16 protein-coding genes are annotated in these 20,438 nt (G+C 60.3%); 12 read left to right on the top strand and 4 right to left on the bottom strand.

The window, feature by feature from the left end; all coding sequences use genetic code 11:
- The first annotated feature begins 333 nt into the window (after positions 1-333).
- From betI to yccS, 10 genes are all read left to right on the top strand, one after another.
- Positions 334-927, top strand: a complete 594-nt coding sequence (gene betI / locus AACY08_RS12760) for a transcriptional regulator BetI (protein ID WP_065871878.1) — start codon at positions 334-336, stop codon at positions 925-927.
- A gap of 110 nt (positions 928-1,037) precedes the next feature.
- Positions 1,038-2,510 carry a betaine-aldehyde dehydrogenase gene (gene betB / locus AACY08_RS12755; RefSeq protein ID WP_339415323.1) on the top strand — a complete coding sequence of 491 codons (1,473 nt, stop codon included), beginning with the start codon at positions 1,038-1,040 and terminating at the stop codon, positions 2,508-2,510.
- Between the two features lie 128 nt (positions 2,511-2,638).
- Positions 2,639-4,342 carry a choline dehydrogenase gene (gene betA / locus AACY08_RS12750; protein WP_339469731.1) on the top strand — a complete coding sequence of 568 codons (1,704 nt, stop codon included), beginning with the start codon at positions 2,639-2,641 and terminating at the stop codon, positions 4,340-4,342.
- Positions 4,343-4,517: 175 nt separating this feature from the next.
- Complete coding sequence (locus tag AACY08_RS12745; protein ID WP_339469730.1) at positions 4,518-5,960, top strand: TldD/PmbA family protein; 1,443 nt, start codon at positions 4,518-4,520, stop codon at positions 5,958-5,960.
- On the top strand, positions 5,960-7,276 hold the full coding sequence (locus AACY08_RS12740) for a TldD/PmbA family protein (RefSeq protein ID WP_339469729.1): 1,317 nt from the start codon (positions 5,960-5,962) through the stop codon (positions 7,274-7,276). Before AACY08_RS12745 ends, AACY08_RS12740 begins: the two co-directional genes overlap by 1 nt.
- A gap of 223 nt (positions 7,277-7,499) precedes the next feature.
- Complete coding sequence (locus tag AACY08_RS12735) at positions 7,500-8,348, top strand: alpha/beta fold hydrolase (protein WP_339469728.1); 849 nt, start codon at positions 7,500-7,502, stop codon at positions 8,346-8,348.
- A gap of 35 nt (positions 8,349-8,383) precedes the next feature.
- Positions 8,384-9,811: a multidrug transporter subunit MdtD gene (gene mdtD, locus AACY08_RS12730; RefSeq protein WP_339469727.1), complete on the top strand. Its 1,428-nt coding sequence runs from the start codon at positions 8,384-8,386 to the stop codon at positions 9,809-9,811.
- Positions 9,812-10,009: 198 nt separating this feature from the next.
- Complete coding sequence (gene dbpA / locus AACY08_RS12725) at positions 10,010-11,347, top strand: ATP-dependent RNA helicase DbpA (RefSeq protein WP_231982804.1); 1,338 nt, start codon at positions 10,010-10,012, stop codon at positions 11,345-11,347.
- Positions 11,348-11,443: 96 nt separating this feature from the next.
- Positions 11,444-12,622, top strand: a complete 1,179-nt coding sequence (locus tag AACY08_RS12720) for an NAD(P)/FAD-dependent oxidoreductase (protein ID WP_339415317.1) — start codon at positions 11,444-11,446, stop codon at positions 12,620-12,622.
- Between the two features lie 123 nt (positions 12,623-12,745).
- Positions 12,746-14,929 (top strand): YccS family putative transporter, encoded by a 2,184-nt coding sequence (gene yccS, locus AACY08_RS12715; protein ID WP_339469726.1) that lies wholly within the window; start codon positions 12,746-12,748, stop codon positions 14,927-14,929.
- 42 nt (positions 14,930-14,971) lie between these two features.
- On the opposite strand, the gene AACY08_RS12710 is transcribed toward yccS, so the two are convergent.
- A complete protein-coding gene (locus AACY08_RS12710) occupies positions 14,972-15,709 on the bottom strand; it encodes a substrate-binding periplasmic protein (protein WP_339469725.1) in 738 nt (245 codons plus the stop codon).
- A 200-nt stretch (positions 15,710-15,909) separates the two neighbouring features.
- Here AACY08_RS12710 and AACY08_RS12705 point away from each other — a divergent pair, with 200 nt between their 5' ends.
- A complete protein-coding gene (locus AACY08_RS12705) occupies positions 15,910-16,362 on the top strand; it encodes a GNAT family N-acetyltransferase (RefSeq protein WP_339415314.1) in 453 nt (150 codons plus the stop codon).
- 111 nt (positions 16,363-16,473) lie between these two features.
- On the opposite strand, the gene AACY08_RS12700 is transcribed toward AACY08_RS12705, so the two are convergent.
- The 3 genes from AACY08_RS12700 to AACY08_RS12690 are packed head-to-tail and all read right to left on the bottom strand — an operon-like array spanning position 16,474 to position 19,438.
- Positions 16,474-16,770, bottom strand: a complete 297-nt coding sequence (locus AACY08_RS12700) for a winged helix-turn-helix domain-containing protein (protein ID WP_339469724.1) — start codon at positions 16,768-16,770, stop codon at positions 16,474-16,476.
- Between the two features lie 19 nt (positions 16,771-16,789).
- The gene (locus tag AACY08_RS12695; RefSeq protein WP_339469723.1) at positions 16,790-17,290 is read right to left on the bottom strand and encodes a M48 metallopeptidase family protein; all 501 of its coding nucleotides are present in this window, start codon (positions 17,288-17,290) and stop codon (positions 16,790-16,792) included.
- 42 nt (positions 17,291-17,332) lie between these two features.
- The gene (locus AACY08_RS12690) at positions 17,333-19,438 is read right to left on the bottom strand and encodes a putative bifunctional diguanylate cyclase/phosphodiesterase (RefSeq protein WP_339469722.1); all 2,106 of its coding nucleotides are present in this window, start codon (positions 19,436-19,438) and stop codon (positions 17,333-17,335) included.
- 310 nt (positions 19,439-19,748) lie between these two features.
- Between AACY08_RS12690 and AACY08_RS12685 the strand changes: the two genes are divergently transcribed.
- A complete protein-coding gene (locus AACY08_RS12685) occupies positions 19,749-20,414 on the top strand; it encodes a polysaccharide lyase family 7 protein (protein ID WP_339469721.1) in 666 nt (221 codons plus the stop codon).
- The last annotated feature ends 24 nt before the right edge of the window (positions 20,415-20,438 follow it).

Here is a 20,438-nt window from a genome sequence, read left to right as displayed (position 1 = left end):
ATGGCGCAGATGCTCCGGGCAGTGCGAGAGAGAAACACAAGGCAACGGTTATCCCGGAACATCGATTTTTCGGCAGTCGACGGACGGGTGTTATAAAGACACCCCGAAAATCCTTGTGCCCCGCGAGGCGGTGCCAGGCCCATATATGGCCCGTTTCAGGGGTTTTCGCAGGTGTCAGATGTCGCCGCCCATTTGTAGGAAATGCCTATAGGCAGCGACCATTTGTCGCAGAGCTTATTCTTTGTTGATTGAACGTTCAATCAAAACAAAATAGACTGGCCACCAAGTCGACGAACGTTCATCGCCCGTCGCAGGCCTAAGGAGAGGTGCTACATGCCCAAGGTCGGTATGCAACCCATACGCCGCCAGCAGTTGATCGAAGCCACGCTGACGGCGATTGATCAGGTCGGAATGGGAGATGCCAGCATTGCGCTGATCGCCCGTTTGGCCGGCGTCTCGAACGGCATCATCAGTCACTACTTCAAGGACAAGAACGGCCTTATTGCAGCGACGATGCGCTATTTGATGAACGCGCTGATCGAGAACGTCCACGAACGAAGGCTTGCGCTGAAGGACGACAGTCCACGGGCGCACCTTCGGGTGATTATCGAGGGCAACTTCGACGCCAGCCAGGTCAACGGACCGGCAATGAAAACCTGGCTGGCCTTCTGGGCCACCAGCATGCATCACCCGTCATTGCACAGGTTGCAGCGGATCAACGATCAACGTCTGTATTCCAACCTGTGCTGCCAGTTCCGCCGAGTGCTGCCGCTGCCCCACGCACGCAAAGCAGCCAGAGGCCTGGCAGCCCTGATCGACGGTTTGTGGTTGCGCGGCGCCCTGTCGGGAGACGCTTTCGACACGGAGCAGGCGCAACGGATCGCTTACGAATACATGGATTTCCAATTGGCCAAGCAGGTGAGTTAGAGCACACGTAACCGCTCAACCCCTGAACCGTTGCCGCTCAGTGTTGCCACACCCTTATGGCTCACTTTTCGGCGGTTAACGCCAACCACTTATGCACTTGCGAGGACTTTATGGCCCGTTTCGAACTGCAAAAACTCTACATTGACGGCGGCTACAGCGACGCTGGCAGCGATGCCACTTTCGAAGCCATCAACCCGGCTAACGGTGAAGTTCTCGCCCAAGTGCAACGCGCAACGAAAGAAGACGTTGAGCGTGCCGTGGTCAGCGCCGAGAAAGGCCAGAAAATCTGGGCGGCGATGACCGCCATGGAGCGTTCGCGCATCCTGCGCCGTGCCGTCGACATCCTGCGCGAGCGCAACGATGAACTGGCCGCCCTGGAAACCCTGGACACCGGCAAATCCTTCTCCGAAACCAAGTACGTCGACATCGTCACCGGCGCTGACGTACTGGAGTACTACGCAGGCTTGGTGCCGGCCATCGAAGGCGAGCAGATCCCACTGCGCGACACTTCGTTCGTCTACACCCGCCGCGAGCCGTTGGGCGTGGTCGCGGGTATCGGTGCATGGAACTACCCGATCCAGATCGCCCTGTGGAAATCCGCACCGGCCCTGGCCGCCGGTAACGCGATGATCTTCAAGCCAAGCGAAGTCACCTCGCTGACCACCCTGAAACTGGCCGAGATCTACACCGAAGCCGGCGTTCCGGCTGGCGTGTTCAACGTACTGACCGGCAGCGGCCGTGAAGTCGGCACCTGGCTGACCGAGCACCCGCGCATCGAGAAAGTCTCGTTCACCGGCGGCACCGACACCGGCAAGAAAGTCATGGCCAGCGCTTCGAGCTCGTCGCTCAAAGAAGTGACCATGGAACTGGGCGGCAAGTCGCCATTGATCGTGTTCGAAGACGCCGACCTGGATCGTGCAGCCGACATCGCGATGATGGCCAACTTCTACAGCTCCGGTCAGGTCTGCACCAACGGCACTCGCGTGTTTGTACCCAAACACCTGCAAGCGGCGTTCGAAGCCAAGATCGTTGAACGTGTTGCGCGCATCCGCGTTGGCAACCCGGAAGACGACAACACCAACTTCGGCCCGCTGGTCAGCTTTGCCCACATGGAAAGCGTGCTGGGCTACATCGCCAAGGGTAAAGAGCAAGGCGCCCGCCTGCTGTGCGGCGGCGACCGCCTGACCGACGGCGACTTCGCCAAAGGCGCCTTCGTGGCCCCGACCGTGTTCACCGACTGCACCGACGACATGGTCATCGTGCGTGAAGAAATCTTCGGCCCGGTGATGAGCATCCTCACCTTTGATACCGAAGAAGAAGTGATCCGCCGCGCCAACGATACCGACTTCGGCTTGGCTGCCGGCCTGGTGACCAAGGACCTGAACCGCGCCCACCGCGTGATTCATCAACTGGAAGCGGGTATCTGCTGGATCAACGCCTGGGGCGAGTCCGACGCCAAGATGCCAGTGGGTGGCTACAAGCAATCCGGTGTGGGCCGTGAGAACGGGATCAGCTCGCTGAACAACTTCACCCGCATCAAATCAGTACAGGTTGAGCTGGGCGATTACGCATCAGTGTTCTGATGAGCCTCGAGCGGCAAGCTTCAAGCTGCAAGTAAAAGCAGTTTGGTTTGCCGCATCTCCCACATGCACCGCTCGCTGCTCTTTCTTGCAGCTTGAAGCTAGGAGCTTGCAGCTCCCCCGGAGTACAAATGACTCAAGAATACGACTACATCATTGTTGGCGCAGGTTCTGCGGGCAACACCTTAGCGACCCGTCTGACCGAAGACGAAGGCGTCACCGTTTTGCTGCTGGAAGCCGGCGGCCCCGACTACCGTCTTGACTTCCGCACGCAGATGCCGGCAGCCCTGGCCTTCCCGCTGCAAGGCCGCCGCTACAACTGGGCCTACGAGACCGATCCAGAGCCACACATGGACGGCCGTCGCATGGAATGTGGTCGCGGTAAGGGCCTGGGTGGTTCTTCGCTGATCAACGGCATGTGCTACATCCGTGGTAACGCCATGGACTACGACAACTGGTCGAAACTGCCCGGTCTGGAAGACTGGACGTACCTGGACTGTCTGCCGTACTTCCGCAAAGCCGAAACCCGTGACATCGGCCCGAACGACTGGCACGGCGGCGATGGGCCGGTCAGCGTGACCACGCCTAAAGCCGGCAACAACCCGCTGTTCCACGCGATGGTTGAGGCTGGCGTACAAGCCGGTTATCCGCGTACCGAAGACTTGAACGGCTACCAGCAAGAAGGCTTTGGCCCGATGGACCGTACTGTCACGCCTAACGGCCGTCGCGCCAGCACCGCGCGCGGTTACCTGGACACGGCTAAAAAGCGTTCGACCCTGACCATCGTCACCCACGCCCTCACCGACAAAGTATTGTTTGAAGGCAAGCGTGCGGTTGGCGTGCGTTACCTGATCGGCGCAGCCGAAGAGCGCGTTGAAGCCCGCGCTCGCAAGGAAGTGCTGGTGTGCAGCGGCGCAATCGCTTCGCCGCAATTGCTGCAACGCTCCGGCGTTGGCCCGGCCAAACTGCTGGAAAGCCTCGACATCCCGGTGGTCCACGACCTACCGGGCGTCGGCGAAAACCTGCAGGACCACCTTGAGCTGTACCTGCAATACGCGTGCACCCAACCAGTGTCGCTGTACCCGTCGCTGCTCTGGTACAACCAGCCGGCCATCGGTGCCGAATGGCTGTTCAACGGCACCGGTATCGGCGCCAGCAACCAGTTCGAAGCAGGCGGGTTCATCCGTTCACGCCCGGAATTCGAATGGCCGAACATCCAGTACCACTTCCTGCCGGTCGCGATTAACTACAACGGCAGCAATGGCGTAGAAGAGCACGGTTTCCAGGCGCACATGGGTTCCATGCGTTCGCCAAGCCGTGGCCGCATCCAGTTGAAGTCGAAGAACCCACGGGACTACCCGAGCATCCTCTTCAACTACATGGCTACCGAGCAGGACTGGCAGGAATTCCGCGACGGCATCCGCCTGACGCGTGAAATCATGCAACAGCCGGCACTGGACCCGTTCCGTGGCCGCGAAATCAGCCCAGGTATTGAAGTGCAAACCGATGAGCAGTTGGACAAGTTCATCCGCGAGCACGCCGAAACCGCGTACCACCCGTCCTGCTCGTGCAAGATGGGCACCGACGAGATGGCTGTAGTGGATGGCGAAGGCCGCGTGCATGGCATGCAGGGTCTGCGTGTGGTCGATGCGTCGATCATGCCGATCATCGCCACCGGCAACCTGAACGCGCCGACGATCATGATCGCCGAGAAAATCGCCGACAAGATCCGTGGTCGCCAGCCGCTGCCGCGCAGCACCGCCGACTACTACGTGGCAGGCGATGCGCCGGTGCGTGGCAAGCCGATGCGTGAAGTGGGCCCGACTGCACAGTAACTGATACACCGCGGTGCTCCCTTCGCGAGCAAACCCGCACACATTTGACCGTGTGAACACGATCAAATGTGTGCGGGTTTGCTCGCGAAGGGGCCCGACCATTCACTGCAAAACCTCTCCTTGATCAGCTACTCTGTTTGCCTGCGCGCGACGAGCCGCCCACAAGGAAGGTCCCATGTTCGACCACCACTCCACACTCAAACAGCATTTCAGTGCCCTGCGCACCTCCGCCGAATTCTTCTCCCTGCGTTACGTGCGCGAGTCCGGCCACTACCTGGCCGTACGCAAGAACGTCGCCGAACCACCCCACCTGAACCACGACGAAGGCGCCATGCTCACCGTGCGTCTCAATGGCGTGGAAGCCTACGCCGCGACCCACGACATTTCCCTGCATGGCCTGCAAGCCGCCCTTGCGCGCGCCGAACAGCAAGCCCGGTTGATCAAGCCCCACGCGCTGCTCGACCTGCGCGACCAGCACGTCTCCAGAGATGTGGCGGACTACCTGTCCCCCGACCTTAACCAACCCTTCCCGTCCTTGAGCGACTGCTACCAACTGCTGGGTGACGAATCCGCCGCCGTGCCCAAGGACGAGCGCCTGGTGAACTGGGAAGTCAGCCTCGGCCTGACCCACGTCGAGCAGATCTACCTCAACAACGCGGGCGCCGAACTGCGTCAGGCCCAGCGCTTCGTGTTCCCCGGCGTCAACGTCACGGCCTATGACGGCAACGACAGCCAGAGCCGCACCCTGGGCGGCAGCAACTTCGGCCAGCAAGGCGGCGTTGAGGTGATCAGCCGCTTCGGCCTGATCGGTGCCGCGCCACGCATCGCCGACGAAGCCCTGCAACTGCTGCTCGCACCGAACACCCCCAACGGCCCGCGCGACCTGCTGCTGATGCCCGATCAGATGATCCTGCAGATACACGAATCCATCGGCCACCCGCTGGAGCTGGACCGCATTCTGGGGGACGAGCGCAATTACGCCGGCACCAGCTTTGTGAAGGCCGGCGACTTCGGCCATCTGCAATATGGCTCCAAGTTGCTCAACGTAACGTTCGACCCAGACATCCCCGAGCAACTCGCCAGCTACCGCCATGACGACGACGGCACCCGCGCCAGCAAGCAGTTCCTGATCCGCGAAGGGCGGTTGCTCAAACCGCTGGGCGGGGCGCTGTCGCAATACCGCTCCGGCATGCCAGGCGTGGCCAACAGCCGGGCCAGCAGTTGGAACCGTGCGCCCATCGACCGCATGGCCAACCTCAACATCGAAGCTGGCGACAAGAGCCTTGCACAACTGATCGGCGGCATAGAAAACGGCATCCTGATGTCGACCAACCGTTCATGGTCCATCGACGATGCGCGCAATAAATTCCAGTTCGGCTGTGAATGGGGCCAATTGATCGAAAACGGTGAGCTGAAAGGTGTGGTGAAGAACCCCAACTACCGGGCTATTTCCGCAAACTTCTGGCGCAATCTCAGTGCGGTTGGCGATGCCAGCACCTTCAAGGTCCTGGGCACGCCGAACTGCGGCAAAGGCGAACCCAACCAGGTGATCCGCGTCGGCCATGCGTCGCCCGCCTGCGTATTCAGTGATGTCGACGTATTTGGGGGAGACGCCTGATGAACAACTTCAAGGCATTGGTGGAGTGGCTCAAGCACGCCATCACCGACCGCGAACAATTCCACCTGGGCTATGCGGATGAAGCGTCCGAGTTCGTGCGTTTCAACCACGCCAAGGTGCGCCAGGCCGGCCAGGTGCAACAGGCCAGCCTCAACCTGAAACTGATCAACGACGGCCGCCACGCCGACCTGGGCATCACCCTGGCAGGCGAGCCGGAGTTGGACCGCCAACGCTTGGCCGATGGCCTGAAACAGCTGCGTGAAACCCTGCCGTTGCTGCCCCAGGATCCGTACCTGTTGCTGAACCACAACGCCTGGCAAAGCAACAACGCACACACCCGACCGCTGCCGGCACTGGCTCAGGTACTGGAAGAGATCAGCCGGGCTGCGCAAGGCGTCGACCTGGTCGGTTTCTATGCGTCGGGCCCCATCAGCCGAGGCTTCGCCAGTTCGTCGGGCGCCTTCGGCTGGCACCAGGCCAATAGTTTCAACTTCGATTTCAGCCTGTTCCACGCCAATGGCGAAGCGGTGAAAGCCAGCTACGCCGGACACACCTGGGACAGCGCCGAGTTTGCCGCGCGCTTCCAGCAGGCCCGCGAACAGCTTGAGTTCCTCGGCCGCCCACTGCACACGCTGGCACCTGGACAATACCGCGCTTACCTCGCCCCGGCGGCGATTGAAGAAATCATCAGCATCATCACCTGGGGTGGGTTTTCCGCCCAGGCCATCGCCAGCAAGGGCAGCTCGCTGCAAAAGCTGTATGCCGGCGAACAGTCCCTGAGCCCGCTGGTGACGGTGGCTGAACAGATCAGCGGTTCCCTGAGCCAGGCGTTTTCCACCGAAGGTTACCCACGCGGCGATGTCACGCTGATCAATGCGGGGAAAGCCGATGGCCAACTGATCAACTCACGCAGCGCTGCCGAATACGGCTTGAGTACCAATGGCGCGAGCAGTGATGAATCGCCCAGCGCCTTGCAGATGGCTGCCGGTAGCCTGGCCCAGGCCGATATTCTCAAGCAGTTGGGCACCGGGCTGTACATCAGCAACCTGTGGTACCTGAACTACTCGGACCTGCCGGCGGCACGCCTGACCGGCATGACGCGCTTCGCCACCTTCTGGGTGGAAGACGGCGAGATCAAGGCGCCGGTGAGTACCATGCGGTTTGATGACAGCATCTATAGCCTGCTTGGTTCGCAGTTGGAAGCGCTGACCGTTGACAGGGAATTACTGCTGTCGGCGAGTACGTATAGCCAGCGCAACACCGCCTCCAACTTATTGCCAGGCGCCTTGGTAAAACGCCTGACGTTGACCCTGTAAACACCCCCCTGTGGGAGCGCACTTGCCCGCTCCCACATTGGGTTGTGTTGATTTCAGACACGTCTGGTCTGCCCCTTCCTACCGTCAAATCCCATCCCGCACGTGTTCCCGCATGCTCTGTTGTCGCCCGCAGAAAACCTCGCTATAACGGTCAGTGGCACACCGCTACCCCACAGGAAGTACTGCATGCACTTGCCCGGTATGGGCAAGCCGGAGCATTGACATGGACCATGGAAGTTTCGTCATACAAAAGCTGTTCAAGCACTACAACGTTAACGTCGAGCAGTTAGGTAACAATCCGCAGAAAAAAACCGTGCTGATGGTCAATGGCGCGCTGTCCACCACGCGCTCATTTGCGCGCACCAGCAAATGTCTGGCGGAACACTTCAATGTGTTGCTGTTCGACTTGCCATTCTCCGGCTATTCCCGCGAGCACAACACTGACCTCGACCTGGTGACCAAGGACGACGAGGTGCACATGCTGCGCGCATTGGTCGAACGCTTTCAGGTCAACCACCTGGTGTCAGCCTCCTGGGGCGGTATCTCCACGCTGCTGACCCTGGCGCACAACCCACCGTCCATCGAAAGCTCGGTGGTGATGGCCTTGGCGCCCAACCTCAACCAAGCCATGCTCGACTATGTGGAGCGTGTGCGCGTACTGATCGAGGCGGATGACAAGTCTGCCGTCGGCCACTTGCTCAATGAAACCGTGGGCAAATACCTGTCACCTCGGCTCAAGCGCAACAACCATCGGCACCTGTCGAGCATGGCGACCACCGAATACCGCCAGGCGCGTTTTCATATCCACCAAGTGCTGGCTCTGGGCGATGGCAACTACTTGCCGGCACTCCGGCAGATTGAAACGCCGGTGCACTTTCTCAATGGCGCGCTGGACGAATACACCCCCGCCGCCGAGGCGCAGCTATTCAAGCACTACGTGGGGCGCAGCAGCTTTGCTGTGGCCGAACATACGGGGCATTTGCTCGACCTCGAATCCAGCGAAGCCGCCGTGGCGGTGCACCGTGAACTGCTGGACTTCCTGGTGGGAAAAGGATCGACGGATGGCGCATAATCGCCAACACATAGCCTGCTAACAAAAGGTTTTCCATGCCGAACCGCGTCCCGCTTGATGCCAATACCGCCCGCTGGCTGCCCTGGGTGGTAGCGATTGCCTTCTTCATGCAGTCGCTGGACGGGACGATCCTGAACACCGCACTGCCGGCCATGGCACGGGACCTCGCGGAAAACCCGCTGCGCATGCAAGGGGTGGTGATCGCCTACATGCTCACCGTGGCCTTGCTGATCCCGGCCTCGGGCTGGATCGCCGACCGCTTCGGCACCAAGAAAATCTTCTTTTGCGCAATCATGCTGTTCAGCATGGGCTCGCTGCTGTGCGCCTTGTCCAACAGCTTGAGCATGCTGGTGGGTGCGCGGGTGATCCAGGGGTTGGGCGGTGCGCTGATGCTGCCGGTTGGACGGTTGGTGGTGTTACGCGCGTACCCCCGCTCCGAACTGGTACGCATCATGGGCTTCATTACCATCCCCGGGCTGCTCGGCCCATTGCTTGGGCCGACCATGGGCGGCTGGATGGTGCAATACCTGACCTGGCACTGGATCTTCTTGATCAACTTGCCGGTGGGCATGATCGGCTGCTACGCCGTGTGGAAATTTATCCCCGACTTGCGCGGCAGTGAGCGCACGCGATTCGATGGGATCGGCTTCCTGTTGTTTGGCGCCGCGATGGTGCTGATCACCATCGCCATGGAAGGCCTGGGCGAATTGCACCTGCCGCACCTGCGCGTGATGTTGCTGCTGTTTGGCGGGCTTGCCTGCCTCGCGGCCTATTGGCTGCGCGCCGGACATATCGATAACCCGTTGTTTTCGCCAGTGCTGTTCAAGACCCGTACCTTTGCCGTGGGCATTCTCGGTAACCTGTTTGCGCGCCTGGGCAGCGGCGCCCTGCCGTTCCTGGTGCCGCTGCTGTTGCAGGTGGCGCTGGGTTATTCGCCGTCGGAAGCCGGGATGAGCATGTTGCCTCTGGCGGCGGCGGCGATGTTTGCCAAGTCCGTTGCGCGGCCGCTGATCGAACGCCTGGGCTACCGCATCGTGCTGACCGGCAACACCCTGGCGCTGGGCATCATGCTGGCGAGCATGGGGCTGGTCACTGAAAACACGCCGTACCCGCTGCTGCTGGGGATGCTGGCGGTGCTGGGGGCGATCAACTCCCTGCAATTCACCGCAATGAACACCGTTACGTTGATCGACCTTGATGACGCCCAGGCCAGCAGCGGCAACAGTTTACTGTCGGTGGTGGCGCAACTGTCGCTGAGCCTCGGAGTGGCCTGCGCCGGTGCATTGCTGGGTGGGTTTACGGCCGAAACCGGCAACGATGGTGTGGAAAGCGTACTCGGCGCCTTCCAGCTGACCTTCCTTACGGTGGGCATCATGGCGATGCTGGCGGCGGCGATCTTCCTGCAATTGTCGCCAAAAGACGGCAAACGTGTGGCCAGCCCGGAGCAGCATATTGAGCATTGAAGCAGCTGCAAGCTTCAAGCTGTAAGCCTCAAGCTTGCCGCTTGCAGCTCGTAACTTGCCGCTGGCCTGCTGCTCCTCGTCGAGAACATATAAAGAAACTCAAAGGGGCCTGCTACACTGCGCGACATTTTGTTTTGCAGAGCCAGTCCCGTGACTACCATCGCCACCGCTTTTAATACTTTGCCCCTGTCCGCCGCCATGCTGGCTAACCTCGACTCGCTGGGTTATGTCGAGATGACGCAGATCCAGGCGCAAAGCTTGCCGGTGATCCTCAAAGGGCTGGACCTGATTGCCCAGGCCAAGACCGGCAGCGGCAAGACCGCTGCGTTCGGCATAGGCCTGTTGAACCCGATCAACCCGCGCTACTTCGGCTGCCAGGCCCTGGTGATGTGCCCGACCCGTGAGCTGGCCGACCAGGTCGCCAAGGAAATCCGTCGTCTGGCCCGTGCCGAAGACAACATCAAGGTGCTGACCCTGTGCGGCGGCGTGTCCCTCGGCCCACAGATCGCGTCCCTGGAACACGGCGCCCACGTCATCGTCGGCACCCCGGGCCGTATCCAGCAGCACCTGCGCAAGGGTTCGCTGGTACTCGACGGCCTGAACACGCTGATCCTCGACGAAGCCGACCGCATGCTCGATATGGGCTTCTACGACGCCATCGAAGACATCATCAGCAAGACCCCGCCGCGCCGCCAGACCCTACTGTTCTCGGCCACCTACCCGGTGAGCATCAAGCAGTTGGCCTCGAAATTCATGCGGGCGCCGCAACAAGTGAAGGCCGAAGCCTTCCACTCCGACGACCAGATCGAGCAGCGTTTCTACGAGATCTCGCCGGAAGAGCGCATGGACGCCGTGACCAAGGTACTGGCGCACTTCCGCCCGGCATCGTGCGTGGCGTTCTGCTTTACCAAGCAGCAAGTGCAGGAAACCGTGGATCACCTGACGTCCAAGGGCATCAGCGCCGTTGGCCTGCATGGCGACCTGGAACAGCGTGACCGTGACCAAGTGTTGGCGATGTTCGCCAACCGCAGTACCTCGGTGCTGGTAGCGACCGACGTGGCCGCCCGTGGCCTGGACATTGACTCGCTGGACATGGTGATCAACGTCGAACTGGCCCGCGACTCGGAAATCCACATCCACCGCGTCGGCCGTACCGGTCGTGCCGGTGAGACCGGCATCGCGATCAGCCTGGTTGCACCGTCAGAAGCGCACCGCGCCCAGGCGATCGAGCAGTTGCAGAAGTCGCCGTTGAACTGGGACCAACTGGACAACCTCAAGCCACAAAGCGGTGGTCCGTTGCTGCCGGTGATGAGCACCCTGTGCATTGCTGCCGGGCGCAAAGACAAGGTTCGCCCAGGCGACATCCTCGGCGCGCTGACCGGTGATGCCGGCATTCCGGGGGCCCAGGTTGGCAAGATCGCGATCTTTGATTTCCAGGCGTTCGTGGCCGTGGAGCGCGGGATCGCCAAGCAGGCATTGCAGCGCTTGAATGATGGCAAGATCAAAGGCCGTTCGTTGCGCGTGCGGATCCTGTAAAGCTTTCCCGTCCAATGGAGATCCGATGTGGTAGCGAGCAAGCCCGCTCCCACATTTGACTGTATTCCAAATCAGAAAATGTATGAGGACACCGCTTTGCGCTCGACCGAAGTTGTGATCATTGGCGCCGGCGCCGCAGGCTTGATGTGCGCACTGACCGCCGCCGGGCGTGGGCGCAAGGTGATGCTGATCGACCATGCGAACAAGGCCGGCAAAAAGATCCTGATGTCCGGCGGTGGCCGCTGCAATTTCACCAATATGTACACCGAGCCGGCCAATTTCCTTTCGCACAACGCGCACTTCTGCAAGTCCGCCCTGGCGCGCTACACCCAGTGGGATTTTATCGGCCTGGTGGCCAAGCACGGCGTGCCGTACCACGAGAAAAAGCTCGGCCAGCTGTTCTGCGATAACAAGTCCAGCGACATTCTCGGGATGCTGCTGGACGAGTGCATCCAGACCGGTGTGAGCATGCACCTGGACACGTCGATCCAGGAGATCGCCAAAGTCGACAATGGTTACCAGTTGCAGACCACGCTGGGTGAGCTGCGCTGCGAGTCTTTGGTGATTGCCACGGGCGGCTTGTCGATTCCAACCCTCGGCGCGACCGGTTTCGGCTATCAAGTCGCCAAGCAATTCGGTCATGAGCTGCTACCGACCCGCGCCGGGCTTGTGCCGTTCACCATCACCGACCAGCTCAAGGACTTGTGCGCAGAGCTGTCCGGCACCTCGGTGGATTGCCTGGTCAGCTGCAACGACCAGAGCTTTCGCGAGAACATCCTGTTTACCCACCGCGGCCTGAGCGGGCCGGCGATTCTGCAGATTTCCTCTTACTGGGAGTCCGGCGACACGGTGGAGATCAACCTGCTGCCTGACCACGACGCCCACAGTTGGCTGCAACAGCAACAGACCGAGCGCCCTAACAGCGAGCTGAAAACCCTGCTGGGCGAGATCTTCACCAAGAAGATGGCCAACCTGCTGGCAGAGACCTGGTTTGTGTCCAAGCCGATGAAGCAGTACACCCACGCCGAGATTGCCGATATCGCGCAAAAGCTCGGCAGTTGGCAACTGGTGCCGGCGGGCACCGAGGGCTATCGCACGGCCGAAGTGACGTTGGGTGGGGTGGACACGCGGGAAGTGTCTTCCAAGACCATGGAGTCGCTGAAAAGCCCTGGCTTGTACTTTATTGGTGAAGTGTTGGATGTGACCGGTCACCTGGGTGGCTTTAACTTCCAGTGGGCGTGGGCCTCAGGTTACGCGGCCGCACAATATGCCTGACACAATGCGGTAAAACATGTGGTGTGCCAGTGAATAATTTGCTGTCAGATGTGATCACCACCCTTGCCGTGGCGTCATTACTGGCTCAATTTAACGGCATCGTCCCGGAAGACTCCAGCCTTCATGTCATCGACCTCGTTCAAGCAGTCCATGCGGCGCCTGTGGGCGCTGGATAAATTCAGCTACAGCATTCGGGTGTTCATCGCCCTCACCGGCAGCATGGCGTTGTGCTGGTATCAGGATGAAATGACGCTGCTTATCCCGCTGTTCCTGGGGATTATCGCCAGCGCCCTGGCCGAGACCGACGACAGTTGGCAGGGCCGCCTCAACGCCCTGGCAGTGACGCTGGTGTGTTTCAGCATTGCCGCGCTGTCGGTGGAACTGCTGTTCCCTTATCCCTGGATTTTCGCGATCTCCCTGGCCCTGGCCACCTTCTGCCTGACCATGCTCGGCGCCTTGGGCGAACGTTATGGCGCGATTGCCTCGGCGACATTGATTTTGTCGGTGTACACCATGATCGGTGTGGACCAACGCGGTGGCGCCGTCTCCGATTTCTGGCACGAGCCGCTGCTGCTGGTGGCCGGGGCCGCCTGGTACGGCGTGCTGTCAGTCCTGTGGCAGGCGCTGTTTTCCAACCAGCCGGTGCAGCAGAGCCTGGCACGGCTGTTTCGCGAACTGGGGCGTTACCTCAAGCTCAAGTCGTCACTGTTTGAACCGATTCGCCAGTTGGATGTAGAGGCGCGACGCCTGGAACTGGCCCAGCAAAACGGCCGGGTGGTGGCGGCGCTCAATGCGGCCAAGGAAATCATCCTGCACCGCGTGGGCAATGGCCGCCCAGGCTCGAAAGTCAGCCGTTACCTGAAGCTGTACTTCCTCGCCCAGGACATCCACGAACGCGCCAGCTCATCCCACTACCCTTACAACGCGCTGGCCGAAGCCTTCTTCCACAGTGATGTGCTGTTCCGTTGCCAGCGCCTGCTGCGCCAACAGGGCAAGGCCTGTCAGGCCCTCGCCGAGTCGATCCAACTGCGCCAACCGTTCATCTATGACGACAGCTTCGCCGAAGCGCTGGGCGACTTGAATGCGTCCCTGGAACACCTGCGCATCCAGAGCAACCCGGCCTGGCGCGGCCTGCTGCGGTCGTTGCGCGCCCTCGCGGCCAACCTGTCCACACTCGACCGCCTGCTGGGCGACGCCAGTAACCCCGACAGGCTGGCTGATGCCACCGACAGCAACCTGCTAGACCGTGCGCCGCGCAACCTCAAGGAAATGTGGACGCGGTTGCGCACCCAACTCACGCCGACATCACTGCTGTTCCGCCATGCCTTGCGCCTGTCCCTGGCGTTGACCATTGGGTACGGCACCCTGCATGCCATCCACGCCTCCCAAGGCTACTGGATCATCCTCACCACGCTCTTCGTGTGCCAGCCCAACTACGGCGCGACACGGCGCAAGCTCGGCCAACGGATCATCGGCACCGCCATCGGCCTCACTGTGGCCTGGGCACTGTTCGACCTGTTCCCGAGCCCCCTGGTGCAGTCGATGTTCGCCATCGCCGCCGGCCTGGTGTTCTTTATCAACCGTACTACCCGCTACACGCTGGCCACGGCCGCCATCACCCTGATGGTGCTGTTCTGCTTCAACCAGGTGGGTGATGGTTACGGGCTATTCCTGCCACGCCTGTTCGATACCTTGCTCGGCAGCTTGATTGCGGGCCTGGCGGTATTCCTGTTCCTGCCGGACTGGCAGGGCCGACGCCTGAACAAGGTGCTGGCCAACACACTGACCTGCAACAGCATCTACCTGCGCCAGATCATGCAGCAATACGCCGCCGGCAAGCGCGACGACCTGGCCTACCGCCTGGCCCGTCGCAATGCGCACAACGCCGATGCGGCGCTGTCCACCACCTTGGCGAACATGCTGATGGAGCCGGGGCACTTCCGGAAGGAGGCGGACGTGGGTTTCCGCTTCCTGGTGCTATCGCACACCTTGCTCAGTTACTTGTCAGGGCTGGGCGCGCATCGCGAAACACAGTTGCCGGCCGAGGTGCGCGAACACCTGATCGACGGCGCCGGTAATACCTTGGCGGCGAGCATCGATGAAATCGCTACAGCGCTGGCGAACAAACAGCCGATTGCGATTCAAAGCGATGCCGAGGAAGCGTTGGCGGCCGATCTCGAGCAGATGCAGGATGAGATTGATGAAGGGCAGCGGTTGGTGCAGACGCAGTTGGCGTTGATTTGTCGGCAGTTGGGGCCGCTGCGCACGTTGGCGGCGCATCTGATCAAAGACACCAGCGCGGCCTAGACCGCTTTCGCGGGCTTGCTCGCGAAGAGGGCTGCAAGAGCCCTACATCCCATGCTGCTTCATCAATCGTGCATAACTCCCATCCGCCTTCATCCTGGCAATTTCCCGATCAAAGCTGGCGACAATCTGCGCATGCTCAGGGTTTTTCAGGCTGACCAGAATATGCAGGCTGTTTTGACTCAGCGGCTTGGGTAAAAACTCCACCGCATCGCGCACCCGTGCCGACTCCCGGGAAAGGTAAAAACGTGCCACATATTCATCCTCCACGGTCATCCGAACCCGCTGCGCCGCGAGCATGCGCACGGCCATGGCGAAGTTATGCACAGGGACTTTGTGCAACTGCGCGTCCCCATCGAACGCCGCCGAATAAACATACCCGCGCACCACTGCGATGGGATAGTCGTGCAGCTGCTCAAGGTTCTGGAAATCGATAGGGTCGTCGCGGCGCTTGATGAAACGCACGCGGTTGAGCAGGTACTCGCCGGAGAACTGCCCCAGTTGAGTGCGGGCATCGTCGTACCAGGCGTTGACCAGCACGTCGTAGCGCCCATCGCCCACGCCCAACAACGCACGGGCCCATGGCACCTGTTCAAAATCACTGGCATACCCCGCACGGGCCAACGCGGTGCTGACGATATCGGTGGCAAGCCCGCCGTTGATCAACGTGGCGTCAGTAAAAGGTGGCCACGCATCCGCTACCAGGCGCAAACGCTGTGCAAAGGCCGGCTGGGCCAGCAACAACACTCCAATCAAAGCAACGGCACGAGAGAATCGCGGCATGCTCAAGTCCTAGGCAGGCAGGCGGTGGCCTTAGCTCAGGCAGCGCCTGAGGCTCTAACAGTAGCTCAGATTACACAAAGAAACCGGCGCCGAGCGCACTCAATGATGGCAATTTGATTTCACTCACAAAAATAACGAATTTAGACACACACGGCGGTCGCGCTTACTATCCGGAACAGACATTTATAAGAGAACACGTCATGACAGTTGAATGGGTCTGCAAACATCACGACGACTTGGGCAAGGAGCAGCTTTACGCCATCTTGCGCTTGCGCAACGAGGTCTTTGTCGTGGAGCAAAAATGCCTTTACCAGGATCTCGACGGGCAGGACTTGTCGGGCGACACCCACCACCTGATGGCCTGGCAGGATGATCAACTCGTGGCGTACCTGCGCCTGCTGGACCCGGAGTCCCAGGGCGGCGATGTGGTAATCGGCCGAGTGATTGTGGCGCCCGTGGCGCGCGGCACCGGGCTGGGGCATCGGATGATGGAAGAGACGCTAGAGCGGATTGCCGATATATGGCCGCAGACGCCGATGTTTCTGTCAGCCCAGGCGCATTTGCAGGGGTACTACGAGCGGTATGGGTTCGTGGTGGCGGGTGAGGAGTATTTGGAAGATGACATTCCACATATTGGAATGCGCCGCGCTTGATGGCCTCATCGCGAGCAAGCCCGCTCCCATATTTGACCGGGTACTACCTTTGGAATGCGGTCGAATGTGTGGGCTTGCTCGCGAAGGCGTCAGCCCAGACAGCGCCGACCTTCAGGGATACCCCAACACCTGCTTGATCACCGCCAGATTCTCCTCGATCCAAACCCGATCAATCGCCCCCCAGTTGCGAACCCGATAGTGCCCCGCATGATTGCGCGCACCGTCCTCCTGCTCGAACTCACACACGATATCCAGGTCGGCCAACGCCGCAATCGTATCCTGCGCCGTGCGCCGGGGCATGCCGGTGGCGTCGGTCAGCGCCGGGACGTTGCTCGCCTGCCCACTGTCGATCAGGTAGGCCACATACAGGCGGCGGTAAAAACTGCTCTTGGTCTTGCTCACATCCATCGTCGGTCGCCTTGTGCGGTCAGGGTTTGCCCTGCAGGTCGCGGTACGTGAGGTAGACCCGCAGGTCGAATTCCACCTGGTGGTAGCCCGGCATCATGTACTCACAGAGTTTGTAGAACGCCTTGTTGTGTTCCGATTCCTTGAAGTGGGCCAGTTCGTGTACCACGATCATGCGCAGGAACTCTGGCGCGGCCTCCTTGAACAGCGCAGCAATGCGGATCTCTTTCTTGGATTTCAAATTGCCGCCCTGCACCCGCGAGATCGTGGTGTGCAGGCCGAGAGCGCGATGAGTCAGGTCCAGGCGGTTATCGAACAACACTTTGTCGATGGCCGGCGCATTACGCAGGTGTTCCTGCTTCAAGGCCAACGCGTAGGCGTACAGGGCCTTGTCGCTCTGCACGGCGTGGCGTTCAGGGTAACGTTGCTCCAAGTAAGCACCCAACTGGTCCTTGGCGATCAGCTGGCGCACTTGCTCTTGGAGAGCTGTGGGATAAGCCTGGAGGTACTTCAACGCGGTCATGGGGTCTGCAACAGGGTTCGGATGGGCGCCAGTGTAGCGAATTCAGCGCACGCGGGCGCGCGACCAGTTGGCGACTTCCTCGGCCATCAATGGCTGCGCGGCCAATGGGCCCTGGATAAACGCGCACCCATTGGCCTTGAGCCATTGAGCCTGTTCTTGGGTTTCTACGCCTTCGGCGATCACCAGCACATCGAAATGCCCGCATAGCTCGATAATGCTACGGGCCATCACCGCATCCCGTGCGGAGCCCGGCAAGCGCGCGACCAATTGCGGGTCGAGCTTGAGGGTGTCGAACGCTAAATCGCGAAGATGCGCCAGGGAACAGTTGCCTAAACCAAAATCGTCCAGCGCAGTGCGCACACCAAGCTGGCGCAGCAACTTCAGTTGCTTGGTCGACTCTTCCAGGTTACTCATCAGGCTTTCTTCGCTGATTTCCACCTCCAGCTGGCGCCCCTGCAACCCATGTCGATCGAGTACCTGCTGCAGTTGGGTCGCCAGGTTGGGCATATTGAACTGGTTACTGCTCAGGCTCACGCTCAGCACCAGCTCATCATCAAAGCTGGCTTGCCATGCCTGACGCTGGGCGGCGACCTGCTGGTAAATCCAGGCGCTCAGTTGGCTGATCAACCGCGCTTCTTCCAGCAACGGCAAGAACAACCCAGGCGGCACATCGCCAACACTCGGATGCTGCCAGCGCAACAGTGCTTCGACACCGCGCAAACGCCCGTCATCCAGGGACACCTGAGGCTGATACACCAAGATGAAATCCTTGTTGTGTATCGCCGTGCGCACGCTGTCTTCCAGCATCAGGCGCGAACGGGCGCGGCCGTTCATTTCCTGGTCGTAATAGCGATACTGCTGACGGCCCGCACGCTTGGCCTCGTACATGGCGATGTCGGCGGCGCGCATCAGGCCATTCAAGTCCGAGCCGCAATCCGGGAAAGTAGCGATACCAATACTGACGCCGAGCATCACGTCCAGGCCGTCCACCTGATGGCAGATCGACACGCGCTCGATCAGTTTTTCCGCAATCTTCGCCGCCTGTTCTGGGAATTCCAACTCCAGCAGCGCGGTGAATTCATCGCCGCCCATGCGCCCGAGAATGTCGTAGGAGCGCAGGCAACCCTGCAATTGCTCCGACACCCAACGCAGTACCCGGTCGCCTGCGTCATGCCCCAGGGAGTCGTTGACCCGTTTGAAGCCATCCAGGTCCAGGTACAGCAACACCAGGGCCTGGTCAGTTCGCTCGCTGCGCAGCAGGGTGTTCTCCACTGCCTGGTGGAAGCCGCGCCGGTTCAGCAGCCCGGTCAACGGATCCGTAACGGCCTGGAACTCCAGTTGCTGATGCAGGTGACGAACCTCGGACATGTCCAGCACCGTCACTACCATCGCCTTCTGCTCGGCGGGCAACGGCGCGCAAGACAACGCCACCGGCACCTGCTGGCCACGATTGGTACGCAGGAGCGCATCGTGCAGGCGCCAGGTGTCACTCTGGCGGTACGCGGCATACATCAGCGAGTCCGGCCAGGTCGGCACATGAGGTTTTTGCAGGAATCCCAGGAATTCCTGGCCCTGCAGTTCGTCCATCGTGGCATTGAGCAAGCGTGATATCGCCGGGTTGGCGTACTCGATCACGCCCTCCTCACTCACCACAAGGATGCCTTCGGCGGCGTTATCCAACACCGAGGCATTAAAGGCGCGAGCGGACTCCAAATCATGACTCAGGCGCTGTAAGGCCCGGCGATTGCGCTGATGCTCCAGCAACGCCTGGACCTTGGGCTTGAGCATATGCGGGTCGAAGGGTTTGAACAGGTAATCGATGGCGCCACTGGCGTAGCCCTCCAGCACTGCGGCGGGAGATTGGGCGTTGGCACTGAGGAAGATGATCGGCGTCATCTGCGTACGCTGGCTGCCGCGCATCAAGCGGGCCACTTCAAAGCCGTCCATGCCGGGCATCATCACATCCAGCAACACCAGGTCGACTTCGTGCGCCAGCAACAACTCCAACGCCTCTACGCCGGAGCTCGCAGTGACGACCTTCCAATCGTCACGCTGCAAAAGTGCACGCATGCTGATCAGGTTTTCCGGATAGTCATCGACCACCAAGAGAACCGAACTGCCATCGCCGTGGTGTGGAGCGCATTCCATGCTACGAATCTTCCTTAGGAGCTGCTCCGGTCACTTCTGGGAAAAAACCCGGACAAACAATGAGGCCTCACTCTATCCTCGGTTCCGAAAAATCAGAAGTAACCGCAGTGCCATCATTGCGCCAATTTTCAGGAAGCCGACTAACGGTCAGTGTCTGGAGCCCGCGAGTCATGGGAGACATGGCTTTTTGACGCTTGGTTGACGCCAATAAATCGCCAAAAATATTTAACAAGACGGTTAACACCACCTATAAAGAACCTGTCTGGCCCAAGTGCCATAGCCTACACCTCTCCGTAAAAAGGCCTACGCAATGATTGACCTTTCCACCTGGAACCTCAGCATTCCTGTCGGCTCCCCGCCTGCGACCATCGAAACCTCCAAACTGATGAGCGGATTCAAGGACCAATATTTCCAGGCCGAAGGCAGCAGCGTGCAATTCTGGACACCCGTGACCGGTACCCGCACCGAAAACGCCGTTTACCCGCGCAGCGAATTGCGCGAAACCTACGCGGACGGGCGCCTGCGCAACTGGACCTATCCGGAAGCGGACAACTTTCTGCGCGCCACCCTGGCCGTCAATCAGGTACCGTCCACCGGCAAAATCGTGATCGGGCAGATCCATGCCTATGACAGCCAGAAACCGCTGATCAAGTTGGAGTACCAATTCAAGGAAAAAACCCAGACCGGCAACATCGTCGCCAAGGTGCGCATGCGCCCGGATGAAGGTGAAAGTCGGGTGATTACCGTCGCGTCGAATGTGCCGCTGGAGAAGAGCTTTACCTATGTGATCAACCTCAACAAAGCCGGGCTGCTAAGTGTGTATGCGGCGGATGGAGAGTGGAATGAACGCATTGGTGCGGCGTGGGGGTCAAAGCCGTTGTACTTCAAGGCCGGGGCGTACGTGCAAGACAACAGTGGGAATACCAAGGAAGGCGCGCGGGTGACGTTTGCTAAATTGGATATTGATCACGAGTAAGCATCGACTCCTGTCTTGTAGGCC

Source organism: Pseudomonas sp. EL_65y_Pfl1_R83 (genome assembly GCF_963970695.1).
Taxonomy (GTDB): Bacteria; Pseudomonadota; Gammaproteobacteria; order Pseudomonadales; family Pseudomonadaceae; genus Aquipseudomonas; species Aquipseudomonas tritici.
The sequence above is the reverse complement of the archived record's forward strand: the minus strand, read 5'-3'. Positions and strand labels throughout refer to the sequence as shown.